This window comes from Agrobacterium sp. 20P9.1.2 (assembly GCF_057799395.1).
This window is the reverse complement of the sequence record NZ_JBYOKI010000002.1, coordinates 124,813-151,161: the sequence shown is the minus strand read 5'-3', so window position 1 is coordinate 151,161 and position 26,349 is coordinate 124,813. Positions and strand designations below refer to the sequence as shown.

Genomic DNA, 26,349 nt, shown 5'->3' with positions numbered 1-26,349 from the left:
TTCCTTGGAAGTTTATTATTCGGGGCAAGCGGAGAGTCAGTCTGCCGCTCAGGCCAGCGTTGGGGAACCCGACCTCAATGCGATCGGGCCCGCATGCTACTTCTTGGGAAGATAGGCGTCCGGCATTGGCGAACCTGGGAACCACTTCTCGTACAGGGTTTTCCAGGTGCCATCCTGCATGGCATCGTGCAGCCCCTTATTCAGAGCCGTGCGCAAGCCATCATTACCCTTGCGGATCACAAAACCTGCAGGCGCGTCGAAGCTGGGAATGTTAATAGTGATTTTGAGTGCGGAATAACGGGTTGTGTAGTCCTTGGCTGCTTCGTAATCGAGAAAATGACCGTCGATGGTTCCGTTGTTCAGACCTGAGATTGCAGAATTATTGTCGGGAAATTTGACAAGGTCCGTGCCGGTAAAGTTCTTTTCGGCATAGATTTCCTGCAATGTGCCTTGCACGACGCCAAGGCGCTTTCCCTTCAGCGCATCAGCATTGGTGATCTTGGCGTCAGGCGTAACGACCGAGAGATAACCGGCAAGATATCCATCAGAAAAGTCGACCGTCTGCTTTCGCTTTTCGGTGGTGCCGATGGCAGCCACGGCGACATCGAATCGCCCATTGGCAATCGATGGCATGAGAGCGGAAAACTCCTGACCTGTGAAGATCACCTGATCCTTCTTGAAACCCATCCGCTCGGCGACGTTCAGAAACAGTTCGATATCGAAGCCCGTGAAATTGCCGTCCGCTGTCGTGAAAGTGTAGGGCTTTGAATCGCCCATCGTACCAACACTGATCGTTTGCGGGTCGATCAATCCATACGGATTGTCGGCTGCCTGTGCGGTCATGGCGAGACCGCCGGACAGCGCGAGGCCAAAGGCCAGCGCCGCAGTACGCATCCGGGTTGAAAATGAGAGCTTTGTCATAGCAGAAATCGTCATTTTGTTCTCCGTCTCTGTTGGTTGTTATTGGATTTGGTTTGCAAGAACGCGTGTACGCTCAGTCGGGAGAGTTATCTCCAAACATTGCTTCCGCTGCGTAGAACCAATCTCTTTTATTTGAGTATGAGACCGTTCTCTTTCCTCTTTGAGACCGGTCTCTTATTCACTTGACGATTGTTATATTCGAGTTGACCGCCCGTCAATATCTCTTGTAAAGCTTGGCCCATGAAAGAATCTCAGCCGAAAAATTCAGCCGCGACGGTGGCTGATGTCGCGCGTTCTGCTGGCGTGTCCAAGGCCACGGCTGCCCGCGTCCTAGGTGGCTACGGAACCGTCAGTGAAAAGGTGCGCGAGGCCGTAAAACATGCTGCCAAGGCATTGGATTACAGGCCAAACGAACTGGCACGCAGCATGACGACCGGGCGGTCCGGTACTATTGGCGTGGTGGTGGGCGATATTGAAAATCCGTTCTTTGGGTCGGCGGTGAGGGGAATATCGGACGCCGCGCGCGCTGCAGGCTTCAACGTCGTGCTCGCGAATTCCGGAGAGGATATCGATGTCGAGCGTGCCGCAATCAAAACCCTTGTCGCAAAGCGCGTCGATGGATTGATCGTTTCACCAGCGCGTGAAAACGAAGTCGGCCACCTTCAAGACATCAGCCGCGCTGGGCGTCCGCTCGTCCTCCTGGATCGCGCGATTGCAACGCTCGATGTGGACAGCGTAACGGCAGATGATCGGGAGGCAGCGGAAGCCGTCACGCGGCTGCTGGTCACCCGCGGTCATCGCCATATCGCTTACGTCACGGCCTGCGATACGCCAACGCATCTCTACGGGCGCCCCAGCGATATTCTGACAGCGTCCGTTCGCGAACGTATCGAAGGATTTCTTCATGTCGGTGAGGAAGAGGGAATAGCCGATATGCCGCAATGGGTTCGGCTGGGTGCAACGACGCCCGAAGCGACCCGTAGAATGACGCTCGATTTATTGAACGCAAAGACGCCGCCCAGTGCGATCATCGCGTCCGATAGTCTGATCGCCTTGGAAATATTCAAGGTCGCTCGCGAAGTTGGTATCGCCATTCCGCAAACGCTGTCGCTCTTGACCTTCCACGATGCCACCTGGACGGCGGTAACGACACCACCGGTGACTGTCGTTCGCCAGCCGGTTTACGAACTGGGTGAGGCGGCTGCCCGAATGCTGATCGAGCGATTGAACGGCGAAGAGTGTCCGGCGCGGCGCATCGTCATCCCAACCCAGCTGATCGAGCGGGAGTCCGTCGCAGATATTGCCTAAGGCAAGGCTTGAAAACTCCTCGGTTGACGCTGGCTGAATGTAAGCGCACCACTTTGTTTTTCGCTCAAGAGGTTTTCCATGACGATTCATTCCTCCGCCATCACCGAAAGCGAAGTTCCACAGCAGCGCCTTGCTGCGCGCTATGGCGAGGACCAGGATTTCTCACTGCCATTCTGGAACAGCACGATAGATACTTTGCTGGATCACCGTACTGCACGCGCTTATCTGCCAAAATCATTGCCCGAAGGGACGCTGGAGCTGTTGGTTGCAGCAGCCCAATCCGCGCCTACTTCCTCCAACCTTCAAGCCTGGAGTGTCGTCGCCGTCCAGGATAAAGATCGCAAGGCTCGGCTCGCTGGCTATACCGGCGGCAATGCGCATATTCTGGCTGCACCGCTTTTCCTCGTATGGCTTATCGACCTGAACCGGTTGAGAACGATTGCCCAGCAACATGGCAATGAGGGTGAGGGTCTCGATTATTTGGAAAGCTTCCTGATCGGTGCTGTCGATGCGGCTCTTGCAGCCCAGAATGCTGTTGCGGCAATCGATTCCATCGGTCTCGGTTCATGTTATGTCGGAGGCATTCGCAACCAGCCGCAGGAGGTTGCCCGTGAACTGCAATTGCCGCCGGAAACCGTCGCTGTGTTCGGCCTCACCGTCGGGTATCCAGACCCGGACGTTGTCACCGATGTGAAACCACGACTGCCACAATCTTCCGTACTGTTTCACGAGACATATGCCGGTACCACTGAGACGGATTTGGGCACTTATGACGATGTGCTGAAAGCATTTCAAGCCAAGCAAAAGATGCCACAAGCGGGCTGGACAGCACCAATCTCAAAGCGCATCGAGAACGCGGACGCACTTAAAGGCAGAGCGGAGATGATGACGACTTTGCGGGCGCTAGGTTTCCCGATCAAGTAGGATCGGAGCGTTTCTCGTGAAGAAGCGCAGCTTTGAGTTGGGCTTGAAAGTCACTTCGCAATGGCAGAGACCTCTAGAAAAACCACCAATGTGGTATGCGTCGTGAACTGGTCTCGCTTTTACGCGTTTGATCCATTCGCGTTCTGCCTTTCAGGATCATAAATGACAGATACTCTTGCCCCGCAACGTTTTGTGCTGCTCGATGGAATGCGGGGGCTAGCGGCGGTTGCGATTGTGCATCGGCATGCTGAAGTCTTTTTTGGCAGACCGGAAGCGTCGAGCTACCTTGCCGTAGACTTGTTTTTCGCACTCAGCGGTTTCGTGCTGGCTCACGCCTATGGCGAGCGGCTTGCGAACGGACAAATGAAGCCGCTGAACTTTATGAAGGCGCGGTTCCTGCGGCTATACCCGCTTTATGGTCTGGCGCTGCTGTTGATGACAGCCTTCTTCGTCTGCCTATATGTCCTCGATCTGCCCACGCCTATCGATGATCTTCATCGGAAGATACAGCCTGCAGAACTGGGTTTTGCATTGGTGACAGGGCTGCTGTTTTTGCCGGCCCCCTTTACGCTCACGCTCAACGGTGCGCTGTTTCTGGTTAGCCCCGCGTGGTCGCTGTTCAATGAACTGGTGGTCAACATTGCCTATGCTCTCAAGGGCGCTCGCGCGCATGTAAAGACAATCGGCGTCATTTCAGCGTTGAGCGCCTGTGTTCTCATTATCGCGGCCATCCATTCTGGTAAGCTTCATCTGGGTTTTCGCTGGCACGAGATGTATGCAGGCATGGGGAGAGTATTCTTCTCGTTCTTCGCCGGTGTGCTCATTTATCGCTTTCGCAGTCAAACAATCAAAACCCGTCCGGCGCTAGCCTTGTTGTGCCTATCAGTTGTTGCTCTGGTGTTGTTTCTGCCCATCACCGACGAAATTCGCCCGATATTCGACCTCGTTATCGTGCTGATTGTCTGGCCGATCCTGTTAAGTGTCTCGTCCTCAATCGAGGCGGGCGGGTGGCTTGATCGGGTTTCGAGCTTTCTGGGAACAGCGTCTTACGCCGTCTACGTGCTGCACATTCCATTGCTTGCCTGGACGGTTTTTCTTATTCCCCGCGCCAGTGACGCGGGCTGGGCAATCCCTGCTGGCCTGACCTTTATAGTAGCAACGGTCTGTATCTCATATGCTTTGACGGTATACTTCGACCAACCCCTGCAAAAACACATGAAAAAGCGCCTGAAAACCAGCTCCGTGAGCAAAGTACTTCAAGCGCCTTGAATTTAAGCTGTTTTGGCTTACGCCGCGCCAGCAGGGTCACCTATCGGCAAAAGCGCAGGATCAAGCGTTGGATCGTTCGGATTTTTGCTATCGCCCGGATCTTGGACAGGAGGTGTCGGCGGCTTTTCCTGAACACGGTCAGGAATTCCCGGTGTCGATGTCGGGCCTCGTGGTGAAGATGCCGGGTCGGTCGGGAAGCTATCGTTGCTAGGCATGGTTCCACTCCTCGTTGGGGTCATGCATAAATAACCCGCGTAAGTCACAGGGGTTCCCGAGATTATGCGAACGAAGCGAATACGGGCCGTTTTTACGAAGGCAGGAGCCGGAAATCCGCACCTTCCGGCAAGAGTTGCCCGCCATCGACGACGATTGTCGTGCCGGTTATGTAGCTGGCATCGTCTGACGCAAGAAAGAGGAAGGCGTTGGCGACATCTCTTGGTGAGCCGAGGCGGCCAAGGGGGATGGAAACTTTCATATTTTCGATGAAGGCAGGGCTCCGATGCAGTTGGACGGCTTCTGTCAGAATATTGCCCGGTTCCACACCGTTGACGGTGATGCCATAGGACGAAAACTCCAGTGCCGCAGAGCGGATGAAGCCGTTGATTCCTGCTTTAGTCGCGGCGTAATGGCCGTGGCCGGGACTGGTTACATGCGGGCCGGTGATGGAGGATGTGAACAGAATGCGGCCTGATCCTTGCGCCTTCATCGGTGTCAGCGCTGCGCGCGCTGCGTTGAAACAGCCTCGTAGGTTGACGGCCATCACCCGGTCCCAATCGTCGGGGCTGGTGTTTTCGATGAGTTGCCAGGGATAGATGCCAGCATTCTGGACGATGATATCCAGGCGTCCATGGTGCGACAGTGTGTGGGTGACGGCTGCCACTGCGTCATCCATTTTCGAAATGTCGGTCTGGATGAAATCGACGCCGAATTCCTCCGCGGTTGCCTTACCCTCATCGACCTCGAAATCCGACACCACAACTTTGGCACCTTCCTCAAGGAAGCGCTGCGCAATCGCTTTGCCGATGCCGCGTGAGGCACCAATGACCAGTGCGACTTTGTCTTTCAATCTGTCTGTCATGCGAGCCTCTGGCGAAGTTTCTGTTTGAATGTATCGAGAAGCACGGCCGCCAGCACCAGAAAGCCGTGGATGACCTGCGTATAGTTTGCGGGCAGGCCCATGAGGTTGATGGCGGTGTTGATGGAGGAAAGAAGTAGCACACCGGCATAAACCCCCGGCAGTGAACCAACGCCGCCCTTCAGGCTGACGCCGCCGATGACCACCGCAGCGAAAGCATTGAAAAGCAGCCCAACGCCCAGATTGGCCGTTGCGCCAGATGTGCGAATGGCCAGCAGCCAGCCCGCCAGACCTGCAATGGCGCCAGCCATGACGAAGGCGATGATGAGATTGCGGGTCACGCGAATACCGGCCCGAAACGTCGCTGTTTCATTGCCGCCGATCATCACCAGATGCCGCCCGAATGGCGTTTTCGCCATGAGAACGGAAAAGATGACGAAGCAACTGATCGCGATCCAGGCGGAAAGCGGGATGCCGAGAAAGCGTTCGATTGCAAACCACCGGATGGAAGGCGCAAGATCCTGCGCTGACCTGCCGCCGGAAACGGCCAGCACAATACCGCGCACCCAAATGAAGGAAGCGAGCGTGATGATGAAGGCGCTCATCTTCAGTTTGACGACGAGGACGCCGTTGAGAAATCCGATCAGCGCGCCGATGGCACAGGCGATCAGCAGTGAAACGGGCACCATCAGCCATTCAGGCGAAAGCTTGATGCCCAGCCCGATGCCTGCCGAGCAGAACAGAATTCCCACCGCCATGGCCGATAAAGCCGCCACGGACTCCACCGACAAGTCCATGTGGCCGGTGATGATGACCAGCGCCAGCCCGATAGACATGACACCGAGCACGCTGGAAGCCTCGATGATGTTGGTGAAAATGCCGAGCTGAAAATAGTTCGGGATCAGCGCTGAAAACAGGGCGAGCACGAGGATGAGCATGAACCAGACAAGATTGTCCAGCACGAATTCAAGAGTTGTGCGGGTACGAGGCGTCATACGGCCAATCCGGGATGGGAGGAGAAGGAAGCCGGGGTCGTTGAGACCCCGGATGGACGAACCGCCTTTATTTGACGGATTCGATTTTCGATGTCGGCGGCTTCAGGTTGCCCCAGAAAGCCGGGTCATCGACATTCTCCTTGGTGATCGCCGAACCCGGAATCTTGATGTTGGGGCCCCAGGCCTCGATGGTCACCACGCCCTTGAGACCGAGCACGTCATAGTCTCCAGCCTTGATTTCCTGCTTGCCGACAATCTTGTCCATGAACATGGCAATGGCAGCAGCCTGCGCGTAAAGCGGCTGCTCCACTTCCGCATTCAGCCAGCCCTTGCGAATGAGGTCGAGGCCAACGGGCGCACCGTTTGAACTCATCATCATCACGTCACCGGGCTTTTTGCCAGCGGCCTCAAGCGAGGCAACGGCTGCAACTGATAGGTGGGCTGCATGGAGGAAAATCAGATCGATATCGGGATTGGCCAGCATCTGGTCGGAAACGATCGTGCCCGCATTGCTGGCTTCCCACTGAAGGGCTGGCACAGAAATGATGGTGATGCCGGGAAAGGCCTTCATCTTTTCTTCGAAACCCTTCTGGATGTCGAGCGTATAGGGATCGCCGGGGTCACCCAGCACCTGCAGGATTTTGCCTTTTACGTCGCCTTTCTTTGCTTTCAGCATAGCCTGCGCTTGATCGGCGGCAACATGGCCGATCTCTATCGTTCCCGCCACGGACGTAAAGTCTGACTTTGTGGAGGTGATCTGACGGTCGAACTCCGCCACCGGAATGCCCGCAGCGCGTGCCGCCTCGATGGAGGGTTTCAGTGCATTGAAATCCACAGCAGCGAGAATGATCGCTGCAGGTTTCAGCGCGATGACGTCGTTCATCTGCGATTGCTGCGCGTCGGTTTTGTTATCGGCATTAAGCGTCTTCATCTCATAGCCGGCCTGTTTCAGAAACATTTCCAGCGCGCTGACAGACCCGGTCTGAAACTCGTCAAGCAGCGTTGGTACGAGGTAATAAACGGTGCCCTTGGTTTGAGCGTTGGCAGTCGAAAGCATGGAAAGGCCGAGCACCAATACGCTCAGCAGCATCAATCCTATTCGCTTCATGGTCGTTCTCTCCAGTTTTAGCCGGACCCCTTGTCATTATTGGCCCGCCGGTCCGGCACCGGCGAGGGTTTGCCCTGTGATCATCTCGATCACTGCATCCGGGCTTGTTTGATTGCGCTCGACATCCCCGGCAATGACGCCGTGACGGATGACGACGATGCGGTCGGCGACCTGAAAGGCCTGCTGCATGATATGCGTGATGATGACGACGCCGATGCCCTGGTTGGCAACATGACGGATCATGTCCAGCCCGCGCCGCGTCTGTTCCACGCCGAGTGCTGCGAATGGTTCATCCAAAAGAACCAGCTTTCCGCCCCAGTGGACGAAGCGGTTCAACTCGATGGCCTGTCTCTGACCGCCGGACAGATGCTCGACTTTGGTGCGCATGGAGGGAATGCGCGTGCCTGCACTTGCCAGTGCCTTGGCCGTGACATCCTCCATCGCACGCTCGTCCAGAAAAGGTATGCCTGCGATCTTGCGGGTGATCTCCCGGCCCATGAAAAAATTGCCGACGACATCGACATTGGTGCAGAGCGAAAGGTCCTGATAGACGGTTTCGATGCCCGCCGCCTTGGCCTGCGCAGGTGTTGTCGCGTTATATTCCTGTCCTTCGAACAGCATGCGTCCGGATGTGGGTTTGAGGCCGCCGGAAATGATCTTTACCAAGGTCGATTTGCCTGCACCATTGTCGCCGAGAAGCGCCACGACCTCGCCCTTGCCAATCGAGAAGCTGATGCCCTTCAGCGCTTCAATCGCGCCGAAATTCATTCGAATATTATCGAGCACAAGCAGCTTCTCGTTCATCAGGCATTCCCCTGTTTTCTTAGGTTTCGAACATTTGGCCGTATCGTGGTGAGAGAATGCCGAACACGGCAAGTGCCGCAGCACCGCGAAGCGCGGAGTGCTGGCAGTCACTGGCAATGACGACGCGTGGATATGAGCGGTTTGGACGGACGGACACGGAATTGTTGAGGCCTTCAACGAGCGTCGCCAACTGGTCGATCAAAGGTTGCGGCGCCAGTCCGCCGACGACGACGGTTTCGGGGTCGAAGAGGTTTTCGATGGTGCGGATCGCATTTCGGAAAATCGGTGCGATTTCGCGCACCCATTCCTCTTCCGGTATGCCCCGACGCGTGAAGGCTTCAAGTGACAGATACCGCTCAAGGCACCCGTGGTTTCCGCAAGGACATGGTTCGCCATCTGGCACTGCGGGGATGTGGCCAATTTCTCCTGCATTGCCCCAGGCGCCGCGCATAACGAGACCGTCATGCATCATAGCCCCGCCGAGGCCCACGCTGAAAAATAGATAATAATAATCCGAAAGCTGCTGCCCGAGACCATAAAGCTGCTCCCCGAGTGCGGCGGCCGCCATATCGTTTTCGATAAACGACGGCAGGCCTGTCGCTTCTGCAAGGCGCTGGCGAATGTCCACATTCTGCCATCCAGTCATGGTCGTCGGGCCAACGAAGCTCATGGATTCCACATCGAATGGGCCGGGGAGGGCAAGGCCAGCGCCCAACAACCGGCCAGCGCGCAGGCTCGCCTTGAGTTCTGTCACCATTTCGCCGATCAGGGCAAAGGCCTCGTCCGGTGTGGGGTTTGACGCGTGACGGTGGCGGCTTTCGACGACATCACCGAGAAGATTGACCAGCGCCGCCTCGATGAAAAGCGGCGTCAGGTGAATGCCCACGGCCAAGCCGCCATCTGGATTGATGCTTAGTGTCGATGGCGGAATGCCGCGGCCTTTGGGCTCTTCTTTAACAGAGCGGATGAGGTCATGCTCTTCCAGCTCGCGAACGATGGTGGACACCGTCTGGACTGTCAGGCCCACGCTGTCGGCAATGTCACCGCGTGTCGTCGGTCCGCGCAGCCGGATGGATTCCAGCACGATCCGCCGGTTATACGGCCTTCCAGATTCCTGATTGGTGCCACGCAATGCCATGTCAGAAGTCCCCGAATGAGGGAAGACTGACACCGCATTTCTATTTAGTCAAATGGTTTTCAAAAAAACATTTGAGCTGTTTTCACGCGTTTTGATGAGGAAGCTTTTTTATCAGGTAATCTTTCCGCGCGCCGCGACAGCCCAGTTTTCCGGCACAGATCGTCCGTGGCCTTTGACGATCACGGCATCGACCATATTGGTCACCACGCAGGCATGATTGGGCACGATCCTGATCTTCTGGCCGACGACGAGGCCGATGGGTCCGTTGCTGACCAGACGTCCGTGTTCTTCCGAGAGTTGATCGATGGTGATATCGTCACGACCGACCACATGCCCATGGTTGGTGAGGCCGAAGAGATCGGAGGTCAGCGTTTTGGAGCCAGCGTCTATAATCGCGCGATCCGGTGCTGGTACGGAAACGACGGTCGCCAGAACATGCAACGCGCAATCATCCCAGCCACAGGCACCCCGGGCGACCAGGGAGCGGTCGTTATAGACATATGTTCCCGGTCGATATTCTGTCGTGACCGGTGCATCGGCGGCATGCATCATGGAGGGGCTGCCGCCGGAGGTGATGACCGGAACGGCAATGCCGCGCGCTTCGATCCGGGTTTTAGCCTCCTTCATGAAGCTTTCAACAGAGGTTTCCTGTCCCACTGGTGGAAACGTCATCAGGCCACCAAAGGTAAGTCCCGGCGCTACGTCGATATAGGCCGCCAAATTCTCCGCAGCCTCAGGGGTTAGAACACCGCAGCGTCGGGCCCCTGTATCGCATTCCACGAGAACCGTGAGTGGCTGCGGCTCATTCCTGAACGTTTCCGACAGTCCATCCACCACAGCCGTGCTATCGGCCACGACTGAAAGCGTTACGCGGTTCGCAAGCTCTCTCAGCTTTTCAAGCTTCTCACGGCCAACGATGTTGTAGGTGATGAGGATATCGCGGATTTTTGCCTCGCCCGACATCATGGCTTCCGCTTCAGACACTTTCTGGCAGGTGATGCCAATAGCCCCCGCTTCCAGCTGCATTTCCGCGATTGCGGGAAGCTTATGTGTCTTGATGTGTGGACGAACATTCAGACCGTTGGCATCCGCATAAAGCTGAAACCGCTCGATATTGCGATTGACAATATCGAGGTCGACGAGGACGGCGGGTGTGCTGATGGCAGCCAGTTCTTCAGACGAAAAAGGCATTTTGACCTCGATAGAAATGATGTGCAGCGAGAGAATTGTGGCACAGGCTTAGGTGTGAGCAGGCCCTATTGACAAGTCTTCATGCCCAAGCCGTGATATGTCAATCCAGCGAAACATCCACGGGACAACGGGAACTTCAGATACCCTGTTTCAAATATCAGAAAGAGAGAAACTGATGACGATCAAGCGATATGGTGCAGGCGAAACCGGCGCGGGCGGGCAGGCGCTTCCCTTTGCTCGCGCTGTCGAAGCTGGCGGATGGCTTCATGTTTCCGGTCAAGTTGCCATGGAAAAGGGTGAGATCGTTCGCGGCGGAATCGTTTCGGAAACTCGCAAAACAATCGAAAATCTGATCGCAATTCTCCACGAGGCCGGTTACAGCATCGAGGATGTGGTCCGCGTTGGCGTCTGGCTTGATGATCCCAGAGATTTCTGGAGCTTCAACGGCGTTTATGCGGAATACTTCGGAGAGAACCCTCCCGCACGCGCCTGCGTTCAATCGCGCATGATGGTGGATTGCAAAGTCGAGATTGATTGCGTCGCCTATCGGGCAGACCGCGCGTAACGACGCGGGCCTTTAGTTAGGCCCCGCTGTCGCCTCACAGCGCAATTTCAAAAACCTCGTCATGGGTCGCGACGAATCCTTTGCCTGCGGATGTGACCCAGCCGCGAAACATGCCGGGCGTATTGTATGGGGCTGCGATATTGCCTTGGCCATCCACGGCGACAAGGCCTGCCCCGATGCTGTGGGGCGCCAGATCGTCATGCACCAAGCCATTTGCAGCGGTTTCCAGGCTCTGGTTGAGATAGGATATGCGGGCGGCGATCTCGTGGCCGACGACGTAGCGGATAAACAACTCGCCCTTGCCGGTGCCGGAAACGGCGCAGGATCCGTTTCGTGCATAGGTTCCCGCGCCAATAATGGGGCTGTCACCAACGCGACCGTCGGGCTTGTTTGTATAGCCGCCGGTCGAGGTTGCCGCAGCAAGATGCCCATTGGCATCGAGTGCCACGGCGCCGACCGTGCCATGTTTCTCATTCTCCGTCGCATCAGTGCCTACTGCAGCGTGGGCCTTCATCGCCTCAAGCGCCTCGACACGTTTTTGCGTGGTGAAATAGGATTGCGGCTCGGTTTTTAGACCTTTTGAGCGGGCGAAATCATCCGCTGCGGCACCGGTGAGGTAGACGGCGCGACCGTCCTCCATCAATGCGCGGGCCGCCTTGATCGGGTTGCGGATGGCGCGCGCTGCGCTAATGGCGCCGGCTTCAAGCGTTGTGCCATCCATGATCGACGCGTCTAGTTCATGCACGCCGTTTTCGTTGAGCGCCGCCCCGTGACCGGCATTGAAATGCGGGCTGTCTTCCATCGTGATCAAGGCAGCTTCCACCGCATCCACGGCTTTGCCGCCAGATGCGAGAACGCTGTAACCGGCGCGCAGCGCCTTTGCCAAATCCTGTCTGGCTTCAGCCCATTCCTGTGGTGTCATGCTGTCTTCCGGCAGCACGCCGCAGCCACCATGAATGGCCAATGCAATTTCCGTCATGTCTTGCTTCCGTCATCCGGGGCGGCAATTGCCGCCACTCGCTTTTCAGTTGAAGTCGATATCGCCGATAACGCGCACCCGCGCGCGGCGTGCGCCGCCCGGCAGATAGGCAATCGGAATATCCTCGACTTCCAGGGTCTTGAGCGTGTGGCGTCCGGCGCCTGAGGCAACGGCAGCTTCCTGCGCATCGGCTTCCGCTTTTGCCAGCGCCTCATCGCGGCTCATGCCTGAAAACACCTGGTCGACCTCGCCGGAAACCTGTGCCATGGCGGCACCCAGCGCATTGGCCACTCCGGCATTTTCCACACGAAGCACTTCGGATGCGCCTGGAATTTCGTCCGGTATCAGAAACGCGCCACCGCCCACGGCAATCAGCGGAACACCATCCGCCGAGGTTTTCATCTGATCGAAATTCTCGGCGACCATATCGCGGATTCGGGCAAGGCTTGCCTTCACGAAAGCGGGGTCGAGGTTTTTCACACGGTCGCGGTCGCCCATGTCGATCAACCCTGCCGCAACCGCGATGTCAGAGGTCGTCAATGTTTTGCCGCCAAAAACGCGGGCCTCGGTGAGGATGCGATAACCCACAGACCGTGGGCCGATCTTGCCTGTTTCCGGGTCGATGATTGTGCCGCCGCCCAGGGCTATCGGCAGCAGATCGGGCATACGGAATAGAGTACGCACGCCACCGATATGGACGATGTTGTTCGCCTCGCGTGGGAAGCCTCCCACCAGACAACCGATATCCGACGTTGTTCCCCCAACATCGACAACCATGGCATCGGTCAGTCCGGTCAGGAATGCCGCGCCACGCATGGAGTTGGTCGGGCCAGATGCGAAACTATGGACGGGGTTGGCCGAGGCGACATCCGCAAGTGCCACGGTGCCATCGTTTTGCGTCAGGAAAAACGGCGCGGTAACACCTGCATCGCGAAGCGCATCTGAAAACGCCTGAACGGTTGTCTTGCCGAGTGACTGCAAGGCAGCGTTCAGAATAGCGACGTTTTCGCGTTCCAGCAGGCCGATGCGGCCCAGCGTATGCGAAAGCGTAATGCGTGCCTGCGGGATCACCGAACGAACAATTTCGGCGGCCTTCACTTCGCATTCCGTCGTCAGCGGCGAGAATGTCGCGGAGATGGCAATGGAGGTGATGCCAGCGTCACGAATTTTCATGGCCGCTTCGCGGATTTCATCCGGTATCATCGGCACAAGCGGGGTGCCGTCATATTCATGGCCGCCATGCACCAGGAAGATCATCGGGTCGATAGCGGCGCGCAGGTCGTCCGGCCAGTCGCACATCGGTGGCAGGGAAGCGCCTGTCGGTAGCGCGATGCGGATGGCGGCCACGCGCTCCAGCCGTGCTCGCTCCACCACAGCATTGGTAAAATGGGTGGTGCCGATCATGACAGCATCAACCGGGCGACCAGCCGCCTGCGGATGGGCAGACACATGTGCGAGTGCAGCCCGAACACCCGAAAGGACATCCGTCGTGGTTGGGACCTTGATGGAGGTGATGATCGTATCACCATCAATCAGCACGGCATCCGTGTTGGTGCCGCCTACGTCAATACCGATGCGTTTCATGGAAATACCGATCTGAAATCAATGTCGTAACCGAAGGCACGCGGCCCCACTGCGGCTATTCCAGCCGGCGTCGTCAGCAGTTCCGGTGCAGGTAGGGCAACGACGGTTACCCGCTGACCGTAGCGAACGGATTCCGTGCCGATGGCGCTGCCGGATACGGTGTCGAGCAGGCACAGAAGGTCGGGTGTCATCGCCACTGGCTCACCATCACGGAAGGCCACAGCCCATTCGTTCTGAAAGCCCAGTTCCATCCGCGAACCACGGTCTGCATCACTGCCTTCGATGATCGTGCGTCCGCGCAAAAAGCCGCCGGTGGTTTCGCGGGCCACGTCTACGACCTTGCCGCGGAAAAGCTGCTTGCCACCTTCATGATCGAGAACGGCTCTGACCGGATCGTCATGGCGTGCGCGTGCGTCCATGACGGCGCGACCGAGTTCAACTGCCTTGGTGACGGTGTAGTGGATGCCCCACTCTTTGACTTCCTTGCCGGTCCGGGGTGCCTTGCAGGTGGCAGCCGTCGAACCGACTTCGGTGCAGACTTTGCGGGAGATACGCTCCATCCACTTCCAGGATGCTGCGCGCGTTACGATGACTTCGTTGTCGCGAACATCGACCAGCGAGAGCGGAAACATCGGCAGGTTCCCGATGGCAAAAGAGGTCATCTGTGCTTCCGGATAGGCGCGGCCCATGGCATCGGCATTGACCACCGGACGGTCCAGCATGGCTGCGGCGAGGAAGGACGAGATGGCGTTGGATCCGCCGATTTCTACGCTCATGATGGCGCGGAACGGTTTGCCGAGATAGTCTTCCATCACCTCGACTGCACGGGCCAGATGCGCCGGATCGCCCAGACGTTCCTGGCTGACAAGTGGAGCACCCATCATCGAAACGACCGCGACCATATCATCATCGTCAAGCGCCATCGGGTCCATGACCTGTACGCGCTTTCCCTCGGCGTAGAGCCGTCTCAGGTTCAGCGTCGAGATATAGGGATTGCCCCCGCCGCCCGTACCCAAAATCCATGCGCCGGTGGCCAGCGGCTCGATGTTTTCTTCTGCAAATTCCTGAAGCATGTATCACCTTCGGCAATGGCATCTGCGGCCCCGCACGCATGCGGGGCCTTCGTTCATCCGGCTATTACTTGGCCGCGCAATCCCAGTGGAAGCGCGAGAAGTTCAGGTCCCAGCTCTGCATGGGAATGAACTCGTAGCCCTGAAGGCATTTATTTGCGGCATAGCGACGGTTTGGCGAGACGGCCCAGACATCAGGCTGAAGATCGGCAATCTTCGTCTGAAGTTCCTTATATGTCGCGTTCTGTTCGCTGACGTCAGTCGTGCCACGCGCCTTGTCGATCAGCGCGTCGATTTCAGGATTTTGCAGCCATTCCATGGACATCCATGTGCCTGATGCCTTCGAGTGATACTGGTTGTAGAACATCGCGTCCGGCGAAGGATAGGTGGGCGAAATGTTGACCTGGGTCGAGGCCGGTGTCGTTTCTGCCTTGGAGGAAAGTTCGACAATGCGGTTCCATGGCTCAGGCTTGATGTCGAGCGTGATGCCGATCTGCTCGAGATTGGCCTGCAGCATCAGCGCCACTTCCGCTTCAAAAGCGAGGGATGCGACGTAGCTGTTGACCAGCGTGATTTTCTGACCGGCATATTTCGACTTCGCCAGTTCTTCCTTGGCCTTATCGAGATCGAAAACGCCTGGCTGGATGCCGTCATTATGCGCGTCCTTGAAGGCCGTAGACAGCGGTCCCTGCATGTCGAAGCCGGGATAGATCACTTCCTGAATGGTCTTGTAGTCCGTCGCATAGGCAATGGCGCGGCGGACGTGGATATCGTCTGTCGGATAGGTCTTGGTGTTCAGCTTGATAACGAAGCCGCCCGAGATGCGGGTCTGGATGAGCTTGTAGTTGGGCATCTTGCCGATGGATTCATAGGTGTCGTTGCCGAGGCCATGCGAGCTGAGGCCAAGATCGCCTTTTTCCGCCAGTGCCTTGACCGTGGCATCGTCGCTTGTCTGGATGAAGCGGACTTCATCGATTGGTTTGCCATTGCTCCAGCCGCCGAAGTAATCCGGGTTGCGGGCAATGACCATGTCGGCAGAGCGGTTATAGCTCACAAGGCTGTATGGGCCTGAGCCGGCAGAATGTTCTCCGACATAGGCCTCGCCCCATTTGTCATCTGGCTTGGCATTCGCCGTCACCAGCTTTTCGTTCAGCGCAACCATCAGCGGCGTGATCGACAAGAAGGGCGAAAATTTGCGGTCGAGCTTGATGACGACGGTCTTTTCGTCAGGCGCGGTGATGTTCTCCGGCTTGACGAGGCCGACGACAAGGTTCGACGGGCCTTTATTGATGCCGATCAGACGCTGGATCGACCAAACCATATCGGCGGCCTTCAGCGCGGTGCCATCCTGAAACTTCACGTCGTCGCGAAGATGGAAGGTATAGGTCTGACCATCCGATGAAATCTCCCAGGATTTCGCCAGATGCGGGATGACCTCGCCCGAGGGGCTGACTGTGGTCAGGCCGTCATACATATTCACCACAGCCATATAGCCTGTGTAATCGGTAACCTTTGCCGGATCGAGCGAGCTGAAGATCTGCATGGTGTTGACGGCGATGGACACCTTTTCATCCGCTGCCTTTGCGGAAAAACCGAAGTTCAAAGCCATTGCTGTGCCCAGCGCCAAGGCGGCCAGGCGGGAGTCTCTGGTATGTGACGTCATGGAAGTTCTCCTCTTTATATGCGGGAACAGAACGGCCCCGCTTGTTATCAGGCAGCTTTTCGCACCGGCGCGGGCAGGGGCGAGAAATTGATGTCCGGGTATCCGAAGGCTGTTGGTCCCACCACTTCGAGAGCGCGGGCACTGCGCAGCAGATCGTGGCAGGGAATGGCGATGACCGCGACGCGCTGGCCATAGCGCAGCATTTCGGTGGTGATCGGATAGCCGGTATCTACATCCAGCAGAACGATCAGATCAGGCACACAAACCTCGACCTGGCCGTTGCGGCGGAAGATCAGGAACTCGTTTTGAATGGCGACGCCAGCGGTCTGGCCGCTGAAATCGTCGAAGCCTGCAAGCTCCAGATCACCTACGGAAAAACCGCCTCGCAGGTGCCGTTTCAGGTCGGTGATCTTGCCATTGAAGATGCGTCGGCCACCTTCGAGCGTGCAGACGGCTGCAATCGGGTCTTCCTGCGCCTTGCGGGCGTTGATAACCGCTTCACCCAGCGCGATGGCCTTGGTGTAGCTTTTGGGAATGCCATATTGATGCACATAATGTGCCTGCATCGGCGCGGTCGCCAGCATCGCGCCACCGCCTTGCGCCACGACGCAGGCGCGCGCCATGCGCTCATGCCAGACTTCCGAGACGGCGTGGCTGAAGATCACCGCATTGCCGTGCAGGTCGCACATGACAGATGGCGTGGAGCTATGCCCATAGATCGAGAATGTCGTCATCTGCATTTCCGGGAAAGCGCGGCCCATGCCATCGCAATCAAGGATCGGCAGGCCGCCGAGGGCGGCGGTTACCAGCGGGTTCATGGAGTTTGCACCGCCGATTTCTTCGCAGACGATGGCATCTATGGGCGTGCGGATCAGTTCTTCCATGGCGCGCAGGCAGCGCAGGCCTTCGCGACCCTCGCGTATGCGCTCCACGCCAACCACCGGTGCGCCGATGCCGCCGAGAGACATGCAGAGCGCATCGGGTTCGATGGCATCAGTCGCGAGTATCTTCATCTCGTAACCGGCTTTCATGGCTTCCAGCACCAGCAACTTGCCCTGATAGGGATTGCCGCCGCCGCCAGTGCCCAGAATACCAGCGCCGATTTCGAGAGCGTCGAGGTCTTCGCGCGTCAACGTCCGCAGATCGGCCTCGTCATATTTCAGCTTGCGCGTTTCAGCCATGGTGGCCTCCCATTTCTCCGACGACTTTCACATGAATGCGGGTGGCATTGCCTGGCAGGTAGGCAAGCGGCATATCTTCGCGCTCGATGACCTCAAGCGTTTCGGCCATGGCACCTGCCGCAATTGCCTTTTCACGGGCCTCGGCTTCGGCCTCGGCCAGGGCGCTTTCGCGGGTACGACCATCGATCAGTGAAAAGACGCGGTCCGTCTCGCCGCTGATCTGGGCGATGGCGGCACCCACGGCATTGGCGACGGCAAAGTTCTCGGGGCGGATGACGTCGAGTTCACCGATGCGGTCGGGCATCAGGATCGATCCGCCGCCCACGGCAATCACAGGAACCGGGGTGTTGGAAATGCGGCTGCGTTCAACGCAGGCCTCAAGCATGGCATTGATCTTCGCTACGGCCGCTTCGACTAGCTTGGAATCCAGCCCTTCTACGAGCTTCCTGTCGCCAATGTCAGCTTTCCCGGAAGCGACCGCGATATCGGTTGCCGTCAGGGTCGAGCCGCCAAAGCAAAGGGCATCGCCGCGCACGCGGTAGCCGACGGACTTTGGGCCGACAGTGATGCCCTTGTCGCCATTCACAACCAGCGAGCCGCCGCCCAGACCGATAGAAAACACATCCGGCATACGGAAATTGGTGCGCACGCCGCCAATATCGACGGTGGTCGAAGCCTGACGCGGGAAGCCATGTGACAATGAACCGACATCCGACGTCGTGCCGCCTACATCGACCACGACCGCGTCCTTTAGACCGGTGAGGAAGGCAGCACCACGCATGGAGTTGGTAGGCCCCGAGGCAAACGTCAGAACCGGGAAAGCCCGCACGACATCGGCAGCCATCAGGGTGCCGTCGTTCTGGGTGATGTAGAATGGGCAGGTCAAACCGGCGGCGGCGAGCGCCTTGCCGAAAGCCGTCACGGTGCGGTCTGCCAGCGAAAGCAGGCTGGCATTCATGATGGCAGCACTTTCACGTGCCAGCAGGCCATGCCGACCGATATCCTTGGACATCACCACCGGCAGGCCGGGGCAGCGCTCCTGCAGGATTTCCTTTGCGCGTTGCTCCATGGCGTCATTGATGCCGCTGAACACGCAGGTCACGGCGGCAGCCTTGAGGCCCTTGGCGCGGATGTCTCCAGCAATGCGGATGATGGCATCTTCATCCAGCGGGGAAATTTCGCGCCCGTCGAACTCATAGCCACCTTTCACCTGATAGCCGTGATTGCCGACGATTTCCCGCAGGTCGTCCGGCCAGTCCACCATTGGCGGCAGGCCGGCGCCTGACGGCAGGCCGAGGCGGATCGCCGCGACCTCTTCCATATGACGCCGCTCGATCACCGCATTGGTGAAATGGGTCGTGCCGATCATGACGGCTGAGATACCACTGCGGTCGATACCGGATGCGGCGATGACTTTTTCCAGCGCTTCGATCACGCCAGATGTCACATCCTCGGTGGTCGATGCCTTGACCCCCGCTAAAACGGTTTTATCTTTCAGGACAACGGCATCCGTATTGGTGCCGCCTACGTCGATTCCAACGCGATACACGTTAGTTCCTCCTCAATCAGTCTGTCGTTTTGACCAGGAAGCGCTGACGCTCCTCGGTGGTCACAATCGGTTTCAGGCGCTCTTCTTCGTCCGTTACGACGGGAATTGCGGCAATCAGGGCGCGGGTATAGGGGTGTTGCGGATTGGCGAAGACATCACCGGTTGGCCCGTCCTCGATGATTTCACCCCGCAGCATGATGGCGATGCGCGAGCAGAAATTGCGCATCAGCGATAGGTCGTGCGAAATCATCAGATAGGTCAGCCCGAGTTCTCGGCGCAGTTGTTCCAGCAATTCGATGACGGTCTTTTGCACCGACACATCCAGTGCTGCGGTCGGCTCGTCCAGAATGAGAATCTTCGGTTCGGCAGCCAGTGCGCGGGCAATTGCCACGCGCTGCTTTTGCCCACCGGAAAGCTCATGCGGATATTTCGCCAGATAAGCCTGCGGCAATCGCACCAGATCCATCAGTTCCGCCATCCGGGCTTCGCGCGCTGACGCGTCCATACCGATGGATTTCAACGGCAGTGACAGCGTCTGCCGAACCGAGCGCTTGGGATTGAGCGACGTACCGGGATTTTGATAGACGATCTGCGTCAATCGCTTGCCGCGTTCCGGCTGCGGTGCGTCGATGGCAAGCACGCCCGATGTGGGCGTCACCAGCCCCATGATCATGCGCGCCACGGTCGTCTTTCCAGAACCGGATTCGCCCGCAAGTCCGAAAACCTCACCCTCGCGAAGGGTGAGGGAAACGTCCCGCACCGCATGATAGCCGTTGCGTCTGCCGAAAATCTTGTTCAGGCCTTCGATGCGAACGATTGGCTGCCGGTCGCTTTGTTGCGCATCCTTGACCTTTGATCCGTAAAGGGGTGGGACGGCGTCCAGCAACGCGTTGGTGTAGGCGTCCTTGGGGCTGTGGAGAATGTCCGCACAGGCACCGGTTTCAACGATGTCGCCATGGTGCATCACCACCACGCGATCCGCCACTTTGCGCACGACACCCAGATTATGGGTAATCATCAGCAGCACCATGTTCTCTTCGATCACCAGCCGGTTGATGAGATTGAGAATCTCGTCCTGCGTGGTCACGTCGAGCGCCGTGCCGGGCTCATCGGCGATCAGTAGTTTCGGGCGGTGTAACAGTGCCAGACCAATCAGTACCCGCTGGCGCATGCCGCCGGACAGTTCGGACGGATAGGCGTTCATGATGCGGTCGGTATCGGCAAGCTGCACTCGGCGTAGAACTTCCGCAATACGGGTCCGGCGCTCGGCCTTTGGTGATGAGATGCCGTTGCGACGATCCGCAAACCGCATGACGTCATCTAGGTGAGTGCCGATTTTGAACACTGGGTTGAAGGACGAAAGCGGGTCCTGCATGATGAGCGAGAAAGCGGTGCCTTTCAGTGCTTCGCGTTCAGCAGGCCGCATGTCCAGAATGTTCTTGCCGCCGACAAGGATGGAACCGGAGGTGATAGCCGCGTTTTTCGGCAAAGTGCCGATGATCGCCTTGGCCGTGACCGACTTGCCGGAACCTGTTTCGCCGATCAGTGCCACGCGCTCACCCGCCGCAACGGTAAAGCTGACATTGCGCAATACCTGGCGGATGCGGCCATAGGTGGTGAAGGAAACGTCGAGGCCTTCGACTTTGAGAAGCGCTTCGCTCATGGATCAGTTCTCCACGTCAAACATGTCGCGAAGGCCATCGCCCAGCAGGTTGAAGCCCAGGGTGACGTAAAAGACCGCGGCACCTGGGCAGAGGACCTCCCACCAGAAGTCAGGCATGAACTGACGACCGTCTGCGACCATAGAGCCGAGATCCGGTGTCGGTGGCTTTACGCCAAAGCCGAGGAAGCTAAGGGTTGCCCCGAACAGGATGACGAAGGCCGCATCCAAGGTGGTCTTGACCGAGATGACCGATACGCAGTTCGGCAAAATTTCGCGAAACAGAATGTGCATCGGTCCTGCGCCGGCCAGACGCGCGGCCTCGATGTAATCTTCCGAGGCGATGGATTTAGAGACGGAGTAGATCAGCCGTGCGTGCCAGGTCCACCACAGAAGCGTAATCGCAATCATGGCGTTGGTCAGTGTCGGTTCCAGAAGGTTGGAAACGGCAAGCGCCATGACCAGCGGCGGCATGGCCAGCATGACATTGGTCAATCCGGTGATGAGCTTTTCCGTCCAGCCACCGAAATAACCAGCGATCAGACCCAGAACGGTGCCGATTGGGACGGAAATGCCGAGAACGCCGATGACCAGAAGCAGTGACACCCGCAAGCCGAACACGGTGCGTGAAAAGATGTCGCGTCCCGCTTTGTCGGTGCCGAACCAGTGAAGGGCATCGGGAGCCAGATGCCGGGCACGGAAATCCACCACAGCGCCGACATGTTTGGGGTAGGGCGTTAGCCAGGGTGCGAACACGGCGAGGATGACGACGGAAAGCAGGATCAGCGCGCCGATGACCGCCGTCGGATTGTGGCTAAAGCGATACCACATGATATATCCGGCACTCAGCGCCCGGTCGGATGTGTCGAGCATTTTCATATCGGCCATCAACGTGCCTCCTTTCGGCCCAGGCGCGGGTCGATGATCGAGATCAGGATGTCGACGATCATGTTCGCAACGATGAAAAACAGGCCTGCAACCAGCACCACGGCGGTCACGGCGTTGAGATCTTTTTGCAGGATCGAGGTCAGCCCGTAGGATGCGAAGCCGCCCCAGGCGAACACCATCTCGATCACAAAGGCATTTCCAATTAGCGACGCGAATTCCAGCCCCATGATCGTCAAGGGCGCGATGGAAGACAGCTTGAGCAGATAACGGAAGATAATCACGCGCTCAGGTACGCCGAAGCTTTGCAGCGTCAGCACATGGTCCTTGCGCTGGTTTTCGATCATCGAGGAGCGGGTGATGCGGGTGATCTGCCCGATGCCGGCCATGGAGAGCGCGAAAGCCGGAAGTGCAAGGTGTTTCAGCGCATCGAGCACCACATCGAAGCGGCCAGCCAGCAAACCATCCAGTATCAGAAAGCCCGTTGGCCCGCCCTGCCAGCCCAAGGAGTGATCAAGCCTGCCGATGATGGGCCAGCCGGAAATGAACTTTGCTGCCAGCAACTGAAGCGTAATGGCGAAAAGGAAGCTCGGGATGGTGACGCCGGTGAGCGACAGTATCCGACCGATATGATCGAGGCCTCTGTCCCGGTAGTGCGCGGTGATTACACCAAGCGGTATGGCGACCAGAAACATGAAGATAACAGAGACGAGAACCAGTTCGACCGTGGCCGGAACTGTCTGGGCAAGGTCCGTCGTTACAGGCCTCTGAGAGACAAGTGACTGGCCGAGATCACCTTGCAAGGCGTGGCCGACATAGTCGAAATATTGCAGCGCCAGCGGCTTGTCCAAGCCCATCTGAAGGCGCAACGCCTCCACCTGTTCTGGTGTCGCCGCAGGGCCAAGCGCCATGCGTGCCGGGTCGCCGGGCACCACACGTGCCAGTGTGAAAATCATAATCGACAGAGCAACCATGACCAGCACGAAGGTGCCAAGCCGGGTCATGACTGCCAACAAAGGATGTTGCTGCATCGGGGAGGCTTTCTTGGTTGTCGCTTCCTGATGAAGCGAACATCCCCCGCAGATCGGATGACAGCAATCCGAAAAAGGTATAGTTTTTTTGCTTTATGGTATAGGTTTTTGACGCAGTTTCGCCTATTCCGATTTTATGACTTTGATCATCCAACGCCCGGTTTTGTGCTCGCGCATTCTAAGCAATGAAGCGGGCGTCATCTTTCTGCGCGCCCCTGCGGGTGCTGGTAAGACAATGCTGCTGAACACGGTGGCGGAGCATGTAGGGCGACACGTTTGCACGTCCCGCCAACCGGGCGTGACGGATGTGCAGGATGGCTGGCTGTTTTGGGATATTCCAGTTTCTGTGCGAACGGCACGGCTGCCGGCTGGGGTCATCGAGATCGTGCGAACGCTGGTGATTGCGTGCCGTCCCGAACAACGCATCAGCGGTCTGGCGCGGCAAATATTGCATTTCGGGTCCGACACGATCCATGCGGACGATCTGACGCTGAGCGATGGTGAACTTGCAGCTCTGCCGATTACAACCGCGGCCCGCATGCGCAACGAATACGCGGGTTGGCCAGCATTTCTGGGCCTTGATGAGGGCGTAGATGAGCCGACGCGGATCGACTATCTGCGAGAGGCTTTTCTCGCCCACCTCTCGCCATCACAGGCCATGGCGCTCAACCTATGGCTTGAAGCTCCCACAGCCTCCGAAAATGAGCCTTGGACCAGTCAGTTGCCGCCGTTTTTGATGCGTGAGCCGCAAAAGCATACCGAGCTTCTGCGGCTTCTGTCACTAGCCGTTCGGGAGCGCCTTGCAGCTTTTGAGACCGGCAGTGCCGTGGTCGAACTGGCATCGGCACTGGAAACGTCGGGGCAGTCGCTGCGCGCCATGTCCCTTCTGCTCGATCATGGATACGAAACCCACGCGGCACAGATACTTGAGCGCGCCCATGGTCGCGAACTGATTTATCGCACCAGTGTCAGTTCATTTCAGGACATCATCACCCGCTTCTCGCGTGAAATGATTGCCACGAATGAGACGGTGTTGTTTGCCGTCTGTCGCTCGCTCCTCAAGCAGGGAGAACTTCAACGCGTTCGCCATCTCGTCAGCAAGCATCTCGGCTCGGATTATCTCGATCCGCTCAAAGTGCTGTCGCTTGGATCAAGATTTTCCTTCGCCGCCCGCACTTTCCGCCTCAATCTGATGATCAGCGAGGATTTGACCCCAAATGATACCGTGATCAACCGGCTTGGGGAATTCATGGCTGACTATCCCATGGGGGACCATGGCAAATGGGCGAGCTATTACAACGCACTTCTCGAATTCGAAATTCGCCGCCGCAATTTTCGAGAGGCGGAAGCCGCTGCTGCGCGCGCCCTCATTTACCTGCGAAAAATGGGCGGTCAGCCGCTGTTAGAGTTCTTTATCCACCTGCACCAGATCGTCCTGCGCCTGATGAGCGGCGATGTGCTGATGGCGCGGCACGCAGCGCAAGATGCCCGCAACAGGCTGGGACAGGTCAACCACGAAGCCGAGACGGAGTTTCGGATGTTGCGGCTTGCGGACGCCTGCATCAACTATGAGGCAGGCCGCTCGCATGATCTTCTGCAATTCGTGCAGAATGATTTCGAACAATTCGCGGCATCGGAAATATGGCCGAGCCTCATGCAATTCGGCTTGCATTATGCAACGCAGGCCGTAATCGATCATTTCCCGACGACCATAAGGCCGGGGTTTCTGGATGGCCTTTGGATTCATCTGTCAGAAGGGCTGCAGTTCCATGCGATGATGGAAATCCGCACGGCCATCGCCTATCAAAACACCAACCGCTGGGCTGAAGCCGCTGCAACACTGACGTCGATCCGAATGCCCATGGGCCGGAACTGGGTGGAAACCGCGCAGGACGAGCTTTCGCGCCTGACGCGGCGGGATGAGATTGCCTATGTCATGGCATGGCTGCGCGACGCCGTTCACCTGTGGACGCCACGCCCGTATCTTTCCCGCCAGCTCGATGCCCTGATCGCCAATCCAAAGGTGACCAATCGCGAGAGGGTCGCCCTGCACATATGGCAGAGCTACACCGCTCACCAACGCCGAGATAATGCCGCAGCGCGCTCGCATATTCTTCTGGCGCTGGAATCGGCCAAACGTCTCGGCTGCCACGGCGTGCTATCCGAAGAGCGGATATTTCTGTCTCCTCTCTTGGAAAATCGCCGCATCCGCAGCTTCATCGAAACCTCATCCGATGTCCGCGCTGCGCTGTCGATCTTCGCGTCCTCCATCAACTCGCCCCAGGCACGCGCCTTGCACGGCGGATTGTCTCAGCGGGAGGTGCAGATGTTGCAATTTCTGGCGGGTGGCATGTCCAACAAGCGCATCGCGCAAGCCCTCAACATCTCCGAAGTGACGGTCAAGTTCCACCTTGGGAACCTGTTCAAAAAACTCGACTGCAAACGTCGTGCAGAAGCAATCAGGGCAGCGACCGCACTGGGCTGGCTTTAAGAAAGCTTGCTCACGTCATCCAGACGTTGACCTAGCCTCCCTCAAAACATCCCAACATCGCCGTTCGTCGGTTCGCTGCCATAGCTTTCACCCCGTAACTGCTCGAAGGGCAACCTTGTCGTTTCGTGGATTGACTACGTCTATGCGATTCAATATTATGTATATGTTCATTATAGCGAACGATCTGGGAGGATTTGTTTTTGAGTGGTCGCGGTGTCGAGCGTGTTCTTGATATGATCGAGTGGTTTGCCGCTTCGACCGGACCTGCTGGCCTTTCGGAGATTGCAAACGCTCTCGCGATGCCGAAATCGAGCGCGTTGCAGATGCTCCAGTCGTTGACGGAGCGCGGTTATGTTCACAGGCTGGGAAGTGGTGAATATGAGTTGCGGCGCCTTCCGGGGGAAATTTCCTCCGATGGCCACAACTACGGTGCGCTGATCGCGCTGATATCACCCTACATCCTCCAGGCTGTAGAAGAGACCGGAGAAAGCGGCTTTGTCGCCGTTCTGGAGGGGCAGTCGATCCGTTATCTCAACAAGGTCTTGCCGAAGCGCGAGATATTGTACGACCGTGATATCGTTCCGACGCGGCCCGCGCACAAGGTTGCGAGCGGTATCGTTCTTCTTGCCGCTGGCAGCGGCACGAAGATTGATCATTATGTGTCCGCGACCTCCCTTTCGGAGCCCGAGCAAACGAAACTTCTAGAAGCGGTGGCAAGTGCCCGGGCGTCTGGCTTCTATCTCAATCCAATGGGTATCGTTGAGGGAGCCGCGGGTGCGGCGGCGCCAATCCTCGGAGCGAGTGGCGAAGCCGTTGCCGCATTCAACATCTCCGGTCCCCAGGCAAGGTTCATTTCAAATTCCGGCCGCATCAGTGAAGTGGTCAGAGAAACTGCGGTCGCAATCAGTGAGGAGCTGGCGCGTCGCAGTCGTCGCCTATCAAAAGGGAGGTAATAACA

The 26,349-nt window shown here is 57.7% G+C and carries 23 protein-coding genes; 6 read left to right on the top strand and 17 right to left on the bottom strand.

All coding sequences use genetic code 11. The features are described 5' to 3' along the window. Positions 1–96: 96 nt before the first annotated feature. On the bottom strand, positions 97–894 hold the full coding sequence (locus tag AC27VJ_RS06555) for an ABC transporter substrate-binding protein (protein WP_488683788.1): 798 nt from the start codon (positions 892–894) through the stop codon (positions 97–99). 267 nt (positions 895–1,161) lie between these two features. Between AC27VJ_RS06555 and AC27VJ_RS06550 the strand changes: the two genes are divergently transcribed. From AC27VJ_RS06550 to AC27VJ_RS06540, 3 genes are all read left to right on the top strand, one after another. Continuing rightward, positions 1,162–2,229 (top strand): LacI family DNA-binding transcriptional regulator, encoded by a 1,068-nt coding sequence (locus AC27VJ_RS06550; protein WP_488683317.1) that lies wholly within the window; start codon positions 1,162–1,164, stop codon positions 2,227–2,229. A gap of 78 nt (positions 2,230–2,307) precedes the next feature. Continuing rightward, the gene (locus AC27VJ_RS06545) at positions 2,308–3,153 is read left to right on the top strand and encodes an NADPH-dependent oxidoreductase (protein ID WP_488683316.1); all 846 of its coding nucleotides are present in this window, start codon (positions 2,308–2,310) and stop codon (positions 3,151–3,153) included. A 162-nt stretch (positions 3,154–3,315) separates the two neighbouring features. Continuing rightward, the gene (locus AC27VJ_RS06540; protein ID WP_488683315.1) at positions 3,316–4,422 is read left to right on the top strand and encodes an acyltransferase family protein; all 1,107 of its coding nucleotides are present in this window, start codon (positions 3,316–3,318) and stop codon (positions 4,420–4,422) included. Positions 4,423–4,439: 17 nt separating this feature from the next. Here AC27VJ_RS06540 and AC27VJ_RS06535 read toward each other — a convergent pair whose 3' ends face one another. The 7 genes from AC27VJ_RS06535 to AC27VJ_RS06505 all read right to left on the bottom strand — a co-directional run bounded on the left by AC27VJ_RS06535 (position 4,440) and on the right by AC27VJ_RS06505 (position 10,733). Then, positions 4,440–4,637, bottom strand: a complete 198-nt coding sequence (locus AC27VJ_RS06535) for a hypothetical protein (protein WP_113085710.1) — start codon at positions 4,635–4,637, stop codon at positions 4,440–4,442. A 92-nt stretch (positions 4,638–4,729) separates the two neighbouring features. After that, entirely contained in the window at positions 4,730–5,500 is a 771-nt protein-coding gene (locus tag AC27VJ_RS06530) for an SDR family NAD(P)-dependent oxidoreductase (protein WP_488683314.1), read from the bottom strand. Continuing rightward, positions 5,497–6,492: an ABC transporter permease gene (locus AC27VJ_RS06525; protein ID WP_113085712.1), complete on the bottom strand. Its 996-nt coding sequence runs from the start codon at positions 6,490–6,492 to the stop codon at positions 5,497–5,499. Before AC27VJ_RS06525 ends, AC27VJ_RS06530 begins: the two co-directional genes overlap by 4 nt. Before the next feature lie 67 nt (positions 6,493–6,559). Continuing rightward, positions 6,560–7,600 (bottom strand): sugar ABC transporter substrate-binding protein, encoded by a 1,041-nt coding sequence (locus tag AC27VJ_RS06520; RefSeq protein WP_488683313.1) that lies wholly within the window; start codon positions 7,598–7,600, stop codon positions 6,560–6,562. A 36-nt stretch (positions 7,601–7,636) separates the two neighbouring features. Continuing rightward, positions 7,637–8,404: an ATP-binding cassette domain-containing protein gene (locus tag AC27VJ_RS06515; protein ID WP_488683312.1), complete on the bottom strand. Its 768-nt coding sequence runs from the start codon at positions 8,402–8,404 to the stop codon at positions 7,637–7,639. 19 nt (positions 8,405–8,423) lie between these two features. Then, positions 8,424–9,542: an ROK family transcriptional regulator gene (locus AC27VJ_RS06510; protein WP_488683311.1), complete on the bottom strand. Its 1,119-nt coding sequence runs from the start codon at positions 9,540–9,542 to the stop codon at positions 8,424–8,426. Positions 9,543–9,653: 111 nt separating this feature from the next. Then, entirely contained in the window at positions 9,654–10,733 is a 1,080-nt protein-coding gene (locus tag AC27VJ_RS06505; protein WP_488683310.1) for a D-TA family PLP-dependent enzyme, read from the bottom strand. A 175-nt stretch (positions 10,734–10,908) separates the two neighbouring features. Between AC27VJ_RS06505 and AC27VJ_RS06500 the strand changes: the two genes are divergently transcribed. Continuing rightward, positions 10,909–11,298 (top strand): RidA family protein, encoded by a 390-nt coding sequence (locus AC27VJ_RS06500; RefSeq protein ID WP_488683309.1) that lies wholly within the window; start codon positions 10,909–10,911, stop codon positions 11,296–11,298. 34 nt (positions 11,299–11,332) lie between these two features. Here AC27VJ_RS06500 and AC27VJ_RS06495 read toward each other — a convergent pair whose 3' ends face one another. The 9 genes from AC27VJ_RS06495 to AC27VJ_RS06455 all read right to left on the bottom strand — a co-directional run bounded on the left by AC27VJ_RS06495 (position 11,333) and on the right by AC27VJ_RS06455 (position 22,900). After that, a complete protein-coding gene (locus AC27VJ_RS06495) occupies positions 11,333–12,277 on the bottom strand; it encodes an isoaspartyl peptidase/L-asparaginase family protein (protein ID WP_488683308.1) in 945 nt (314 codons plus the stop codon). A 45-nt stretch (positions 12,278–12,322) separates the two neighbouring features. Next, complete coding sequence (locus tag AC27VJ_RS06490; protein WP_488683307.1) at positions 12,323–13,861, bottom strand: hydantoinase/oxoprolinase N-terminal domain-containing protein; 1,539 nt, start codon at positions 13,859–13,861, stop codon at positions 12,323–12,325. Then, positions 13,858–14,934 (bottom strand): S-methyl thiohydantoin desulfurase family protein, encoded by a 1,077-nt coding sequence (locus tag AC27VJ_RS06485; protein WP_488683306.1) that lies wholly within the window; start codon positions 14,932–14,934, stop codon positions 13,858–13,860. Before AC27VJ_RS06485 ends, AC27VJ_RS06490 begins: the two co-directional genes overlap by 4 nt. Positions 14,935–14,998: 64 nt before the next feature. Further along, entirely contained in the window at positions 14,999–16,594 is a 1,596-nt protein-coding gene (locus AC27VJ_RS06480; RefSeq protein ID WP_488683305.1) for an ABC transporter substrate-binding protein, read from the bottom strand. A gap of 47 nt (positions 16,595–16,641) precedes the next feature. Further along, positions 16,642–17,775, bottom strand: coding sequence for an S-methyl thiohydantoin desulfurase family protein (locus AC27VJ_RS06475; RefSeq protein WP_077105074.1), 1,134 nt, complete (start codon positions 17,773–17,775; stop codon positions 16,642–16,644). Next, positions 17,768–19,324, bottom strand: coding sequence for a hydantoinase/oxoprolinase N-terminal domain-containing protein (locus AC27VJ_RS06470; RefSeq protein ID WP_488683304.1), 1,557 nt, complete (start codon positions 19,322–19,324; stop codon positions 17,768–17,770). Before AC27VJ_RS06470 ends, AC27VJ_RS06475 begins: the two co-directional genes overlap by 8 nt. A 16-nt stretch (positions 19,325–19,340) precedes the next feature. Further along, positions 19,341–20,987 carry a nickel ABC transporter ATP-binding protein NikE gene (gene nikE, locus AC27VJ_RS06465; protein ID WP_488683303.1) on the bottom strand — a complete coding sequence of 549 codons (1,647 nt, stop codon included), beginning with the start codon at positions 20,985–20,987 and terminating at the stop codon, positions 19,341–19,343. Positions 20,988–20,990: 3 nt separating this feature from the next. Beyond that, the gene (locus AC27VJ_RS06460) at positions 20,991–21,872 is read right to left on the bottom strand and encodes an ABC transporter permease (protein WP_488683302.1); all 882 of its coding nucleotides are present in this window, start codon (positions 21,870–21,872) and stop codon (positions 20,991–20,993) included. Continuing rightward, positions 21,872–22,900: an ABC transporter permease gene (locus AC27VJ_RS06455; RefSeq protein WP_113085877.1), complete on the bottom strand. Its 1,029-nt coding sequence runs from the start codon at positions 22,898–22,900 to the stop codon at positions 21,872–21,874. The genes AC27VJ_RS06460 and AC27VJ_RS06455 overlap by 1 nt, the downstream gene beginning before the upstream one ends. A 136-nt stretch (positions 22,901–23,036) precedes the next feature. Between AC27VJ_RS06455 and AC27VJ_RS06450 the strand changes: the two genes are divergently transcribed. Together AC27VJ_RS06450 and AC27VJ_RS06445 are read left to right on the top strand one after the other, a co-directional pair. Then, positions 23,037–25,391 carry a helix-turn-helix transcriptional regulator gene (locus AC27VJ_RS06450; RefSeq protein WP_488683301.1) on the top strand — a complete coding sequence of 785 codons (2,355 nt, stop codon included), beginning with the start codon at positions 23,037–23,039 and terminating at the stop codon, positions 25,389–25,391. 200 nt (positions 25,392–25,591) lie between these two features. Next, the gene (locus AC27VJ_RS06445) at positions 25,592–26,344 is read left to right on the top strand and encodes an IclR family transcriptional regulator (RefSeq protein WP_488683300.1); all 753 of its coding nucleotides are present in this window, start codon (positions 25,592–25,594) and stop codon (positions 26,342–26,344) included. The last annotated feature ends 5 nt before the right edge of the window (positions 26,345–26,349 follow it).

Bases quoted from the DNA above. Each gene is read 5' to 3' on its own strand.
- nikE (WP_488683303.1), bottom strand. From the start codon at position 20,987: ATGAGCGAAGCGCTTCTCAAAGTCGAAGGCCTCGACGTTTCCTTCACC.
- AC27VJ_RS06495 (WP_488683308.1), bottom strand. From the start codon at position 12,277: ATGACGGAAATTGCATTGGCCATTCATGGTGGCTGCGGCGTGCTGCCG.
- AC27VJ_RS06490 (WP_488683307.1), bottom strand. From the start codon at position 13,861: ATGAAACGCATCGGTATTGACGTAGGCGGCACCAACACGGATGCCGTG.
- AC27VJ_RS06525 (WP_113085712.1), bottom strand. From the start codon at position 6,492: ATGACGCCTCGTACCCGCACAACTCTTGAATTCGTGCTGGACAATCTT.
- AC27VJ_RS06535 (WP_113085710.1), bottom strand. From the start codon at position 4,637: ATGCCTAGCAACGATAGCTTCCCGACCGACCCGGCATCTTCACCACGA.
- AC27VJ_RS06475 (WP_077105074.1), bottom strand. From the start codon at position 17,775: ATGGCTGAAACGCGCAAGCTGAAATATGACGAGGCCGATCTGCGGACG.
- AC27VJ_RS06480 (WP_488683305.1), bottom strand. From the start codon at position 16,594: ATGACGTCACATACCAGAGACTCCCGCCTGGCCGCCTTGGCGCTGGGC.
- AC27VJ_RS06510 (WP_488683311.1), bottom strand. From the start codon at position 9,542: ATGGCATTGCGTGGCACCAATCAGGAATCTGGAAGGCCGTATAACCGG.
- AC27VJ_RS06530 (WP_488683314.1), bottom strand. From the start codon at position 5,500: ATGACAGACAGATTGAAAGACAAAGTCGCACTGGTCATTGGTGCCTCA.
- AC27VJ_RS06455 (WP_113085877.1), bottom strand. From the start codon at position 22,900: ATGCAGCAACATCCTTTGTTGGCAGTCATGACCCGGCTTGGCACCTTC.
- AC27VJ_RS06505 (WP_488683310.1), bottom strand. From the start codon at position 10,733: ATGCCTTTTTCGTCTGAAGAACTGGCTGCCATCAGCACACCCGCCGTC.
- AC27VJ_RS06500 (WP_488683309.1), top strand. From the start codon at position 10,909: ATGACGATCAAGCGATATGGTGCAGGCGAAACCGGCGCGGGCGGGCAG.
- AC27VJ_RS06540 (WP_488683315.1), top strand. From the start codon at position 3,316: ATGACAGATACTCTTGCCCCGCAACGTTTTGTGCTGCTCGATGGAATG.
- AC27VJ_RS06515 (WP_488683312.1), bottom strand. From the start codon at position 8,404: ATGAACGAGAAGCTGCTTGTGCTCGATAATATTCGAATGAATTTCGGC.
- AC27VJ_RS06460 (WP_488683302.1), bottom strand. From the start codon at position 21,872: ATGGCCGATATGAAAATGCTCGACACATCCGACCGGGCGCTGAGTGCC.
- AC27VJ_RS06485 (WP_488683306.1), bottom strand. From the start codon at position 14,934: ATGCTTCAGGAATTTGCAGAAGAAAACATCGAGCCGCTGGCCACCGGC.
- AC27VJ_RS06550 (WP_488683317.1), top strand. From the start codon at position 1,162: ATGAAAGAATCTCAGCCGAAAAATTCAGCCGCGACGGTGGCTGATGTC.
- AC27VJ_RS06520 (WP_488683313.1), bottom strand. From the start codon at position 7,600: ATGAAGCGAATAGGATTGATGCTGCTGAGCGTATTGGTGCTCGGCCTT.
- AC27VJ_RS06555 (WP_488683788.1), bottom strand. From the start codon at position 894: ATGCGTACTGCGGCGCTGGCCTTTGGCCTCGCGCTGTCCGGCGGTCTC.
- AC27VJ_RS06545 (WP_488683316.1), top strand. From the start codon at position 2,308: ATGACGATTCATTCCTCCGCCATCACCGAAAGCGAAGTTCCACAGCAG.
- AC27VJ_RS06450 (WP_488683301.1), top strand. From the start codon at position 23,037: ATGACTTTGATCATCCAACGCCCGGTTTTGTGCTCGCGCATTCTAAGC.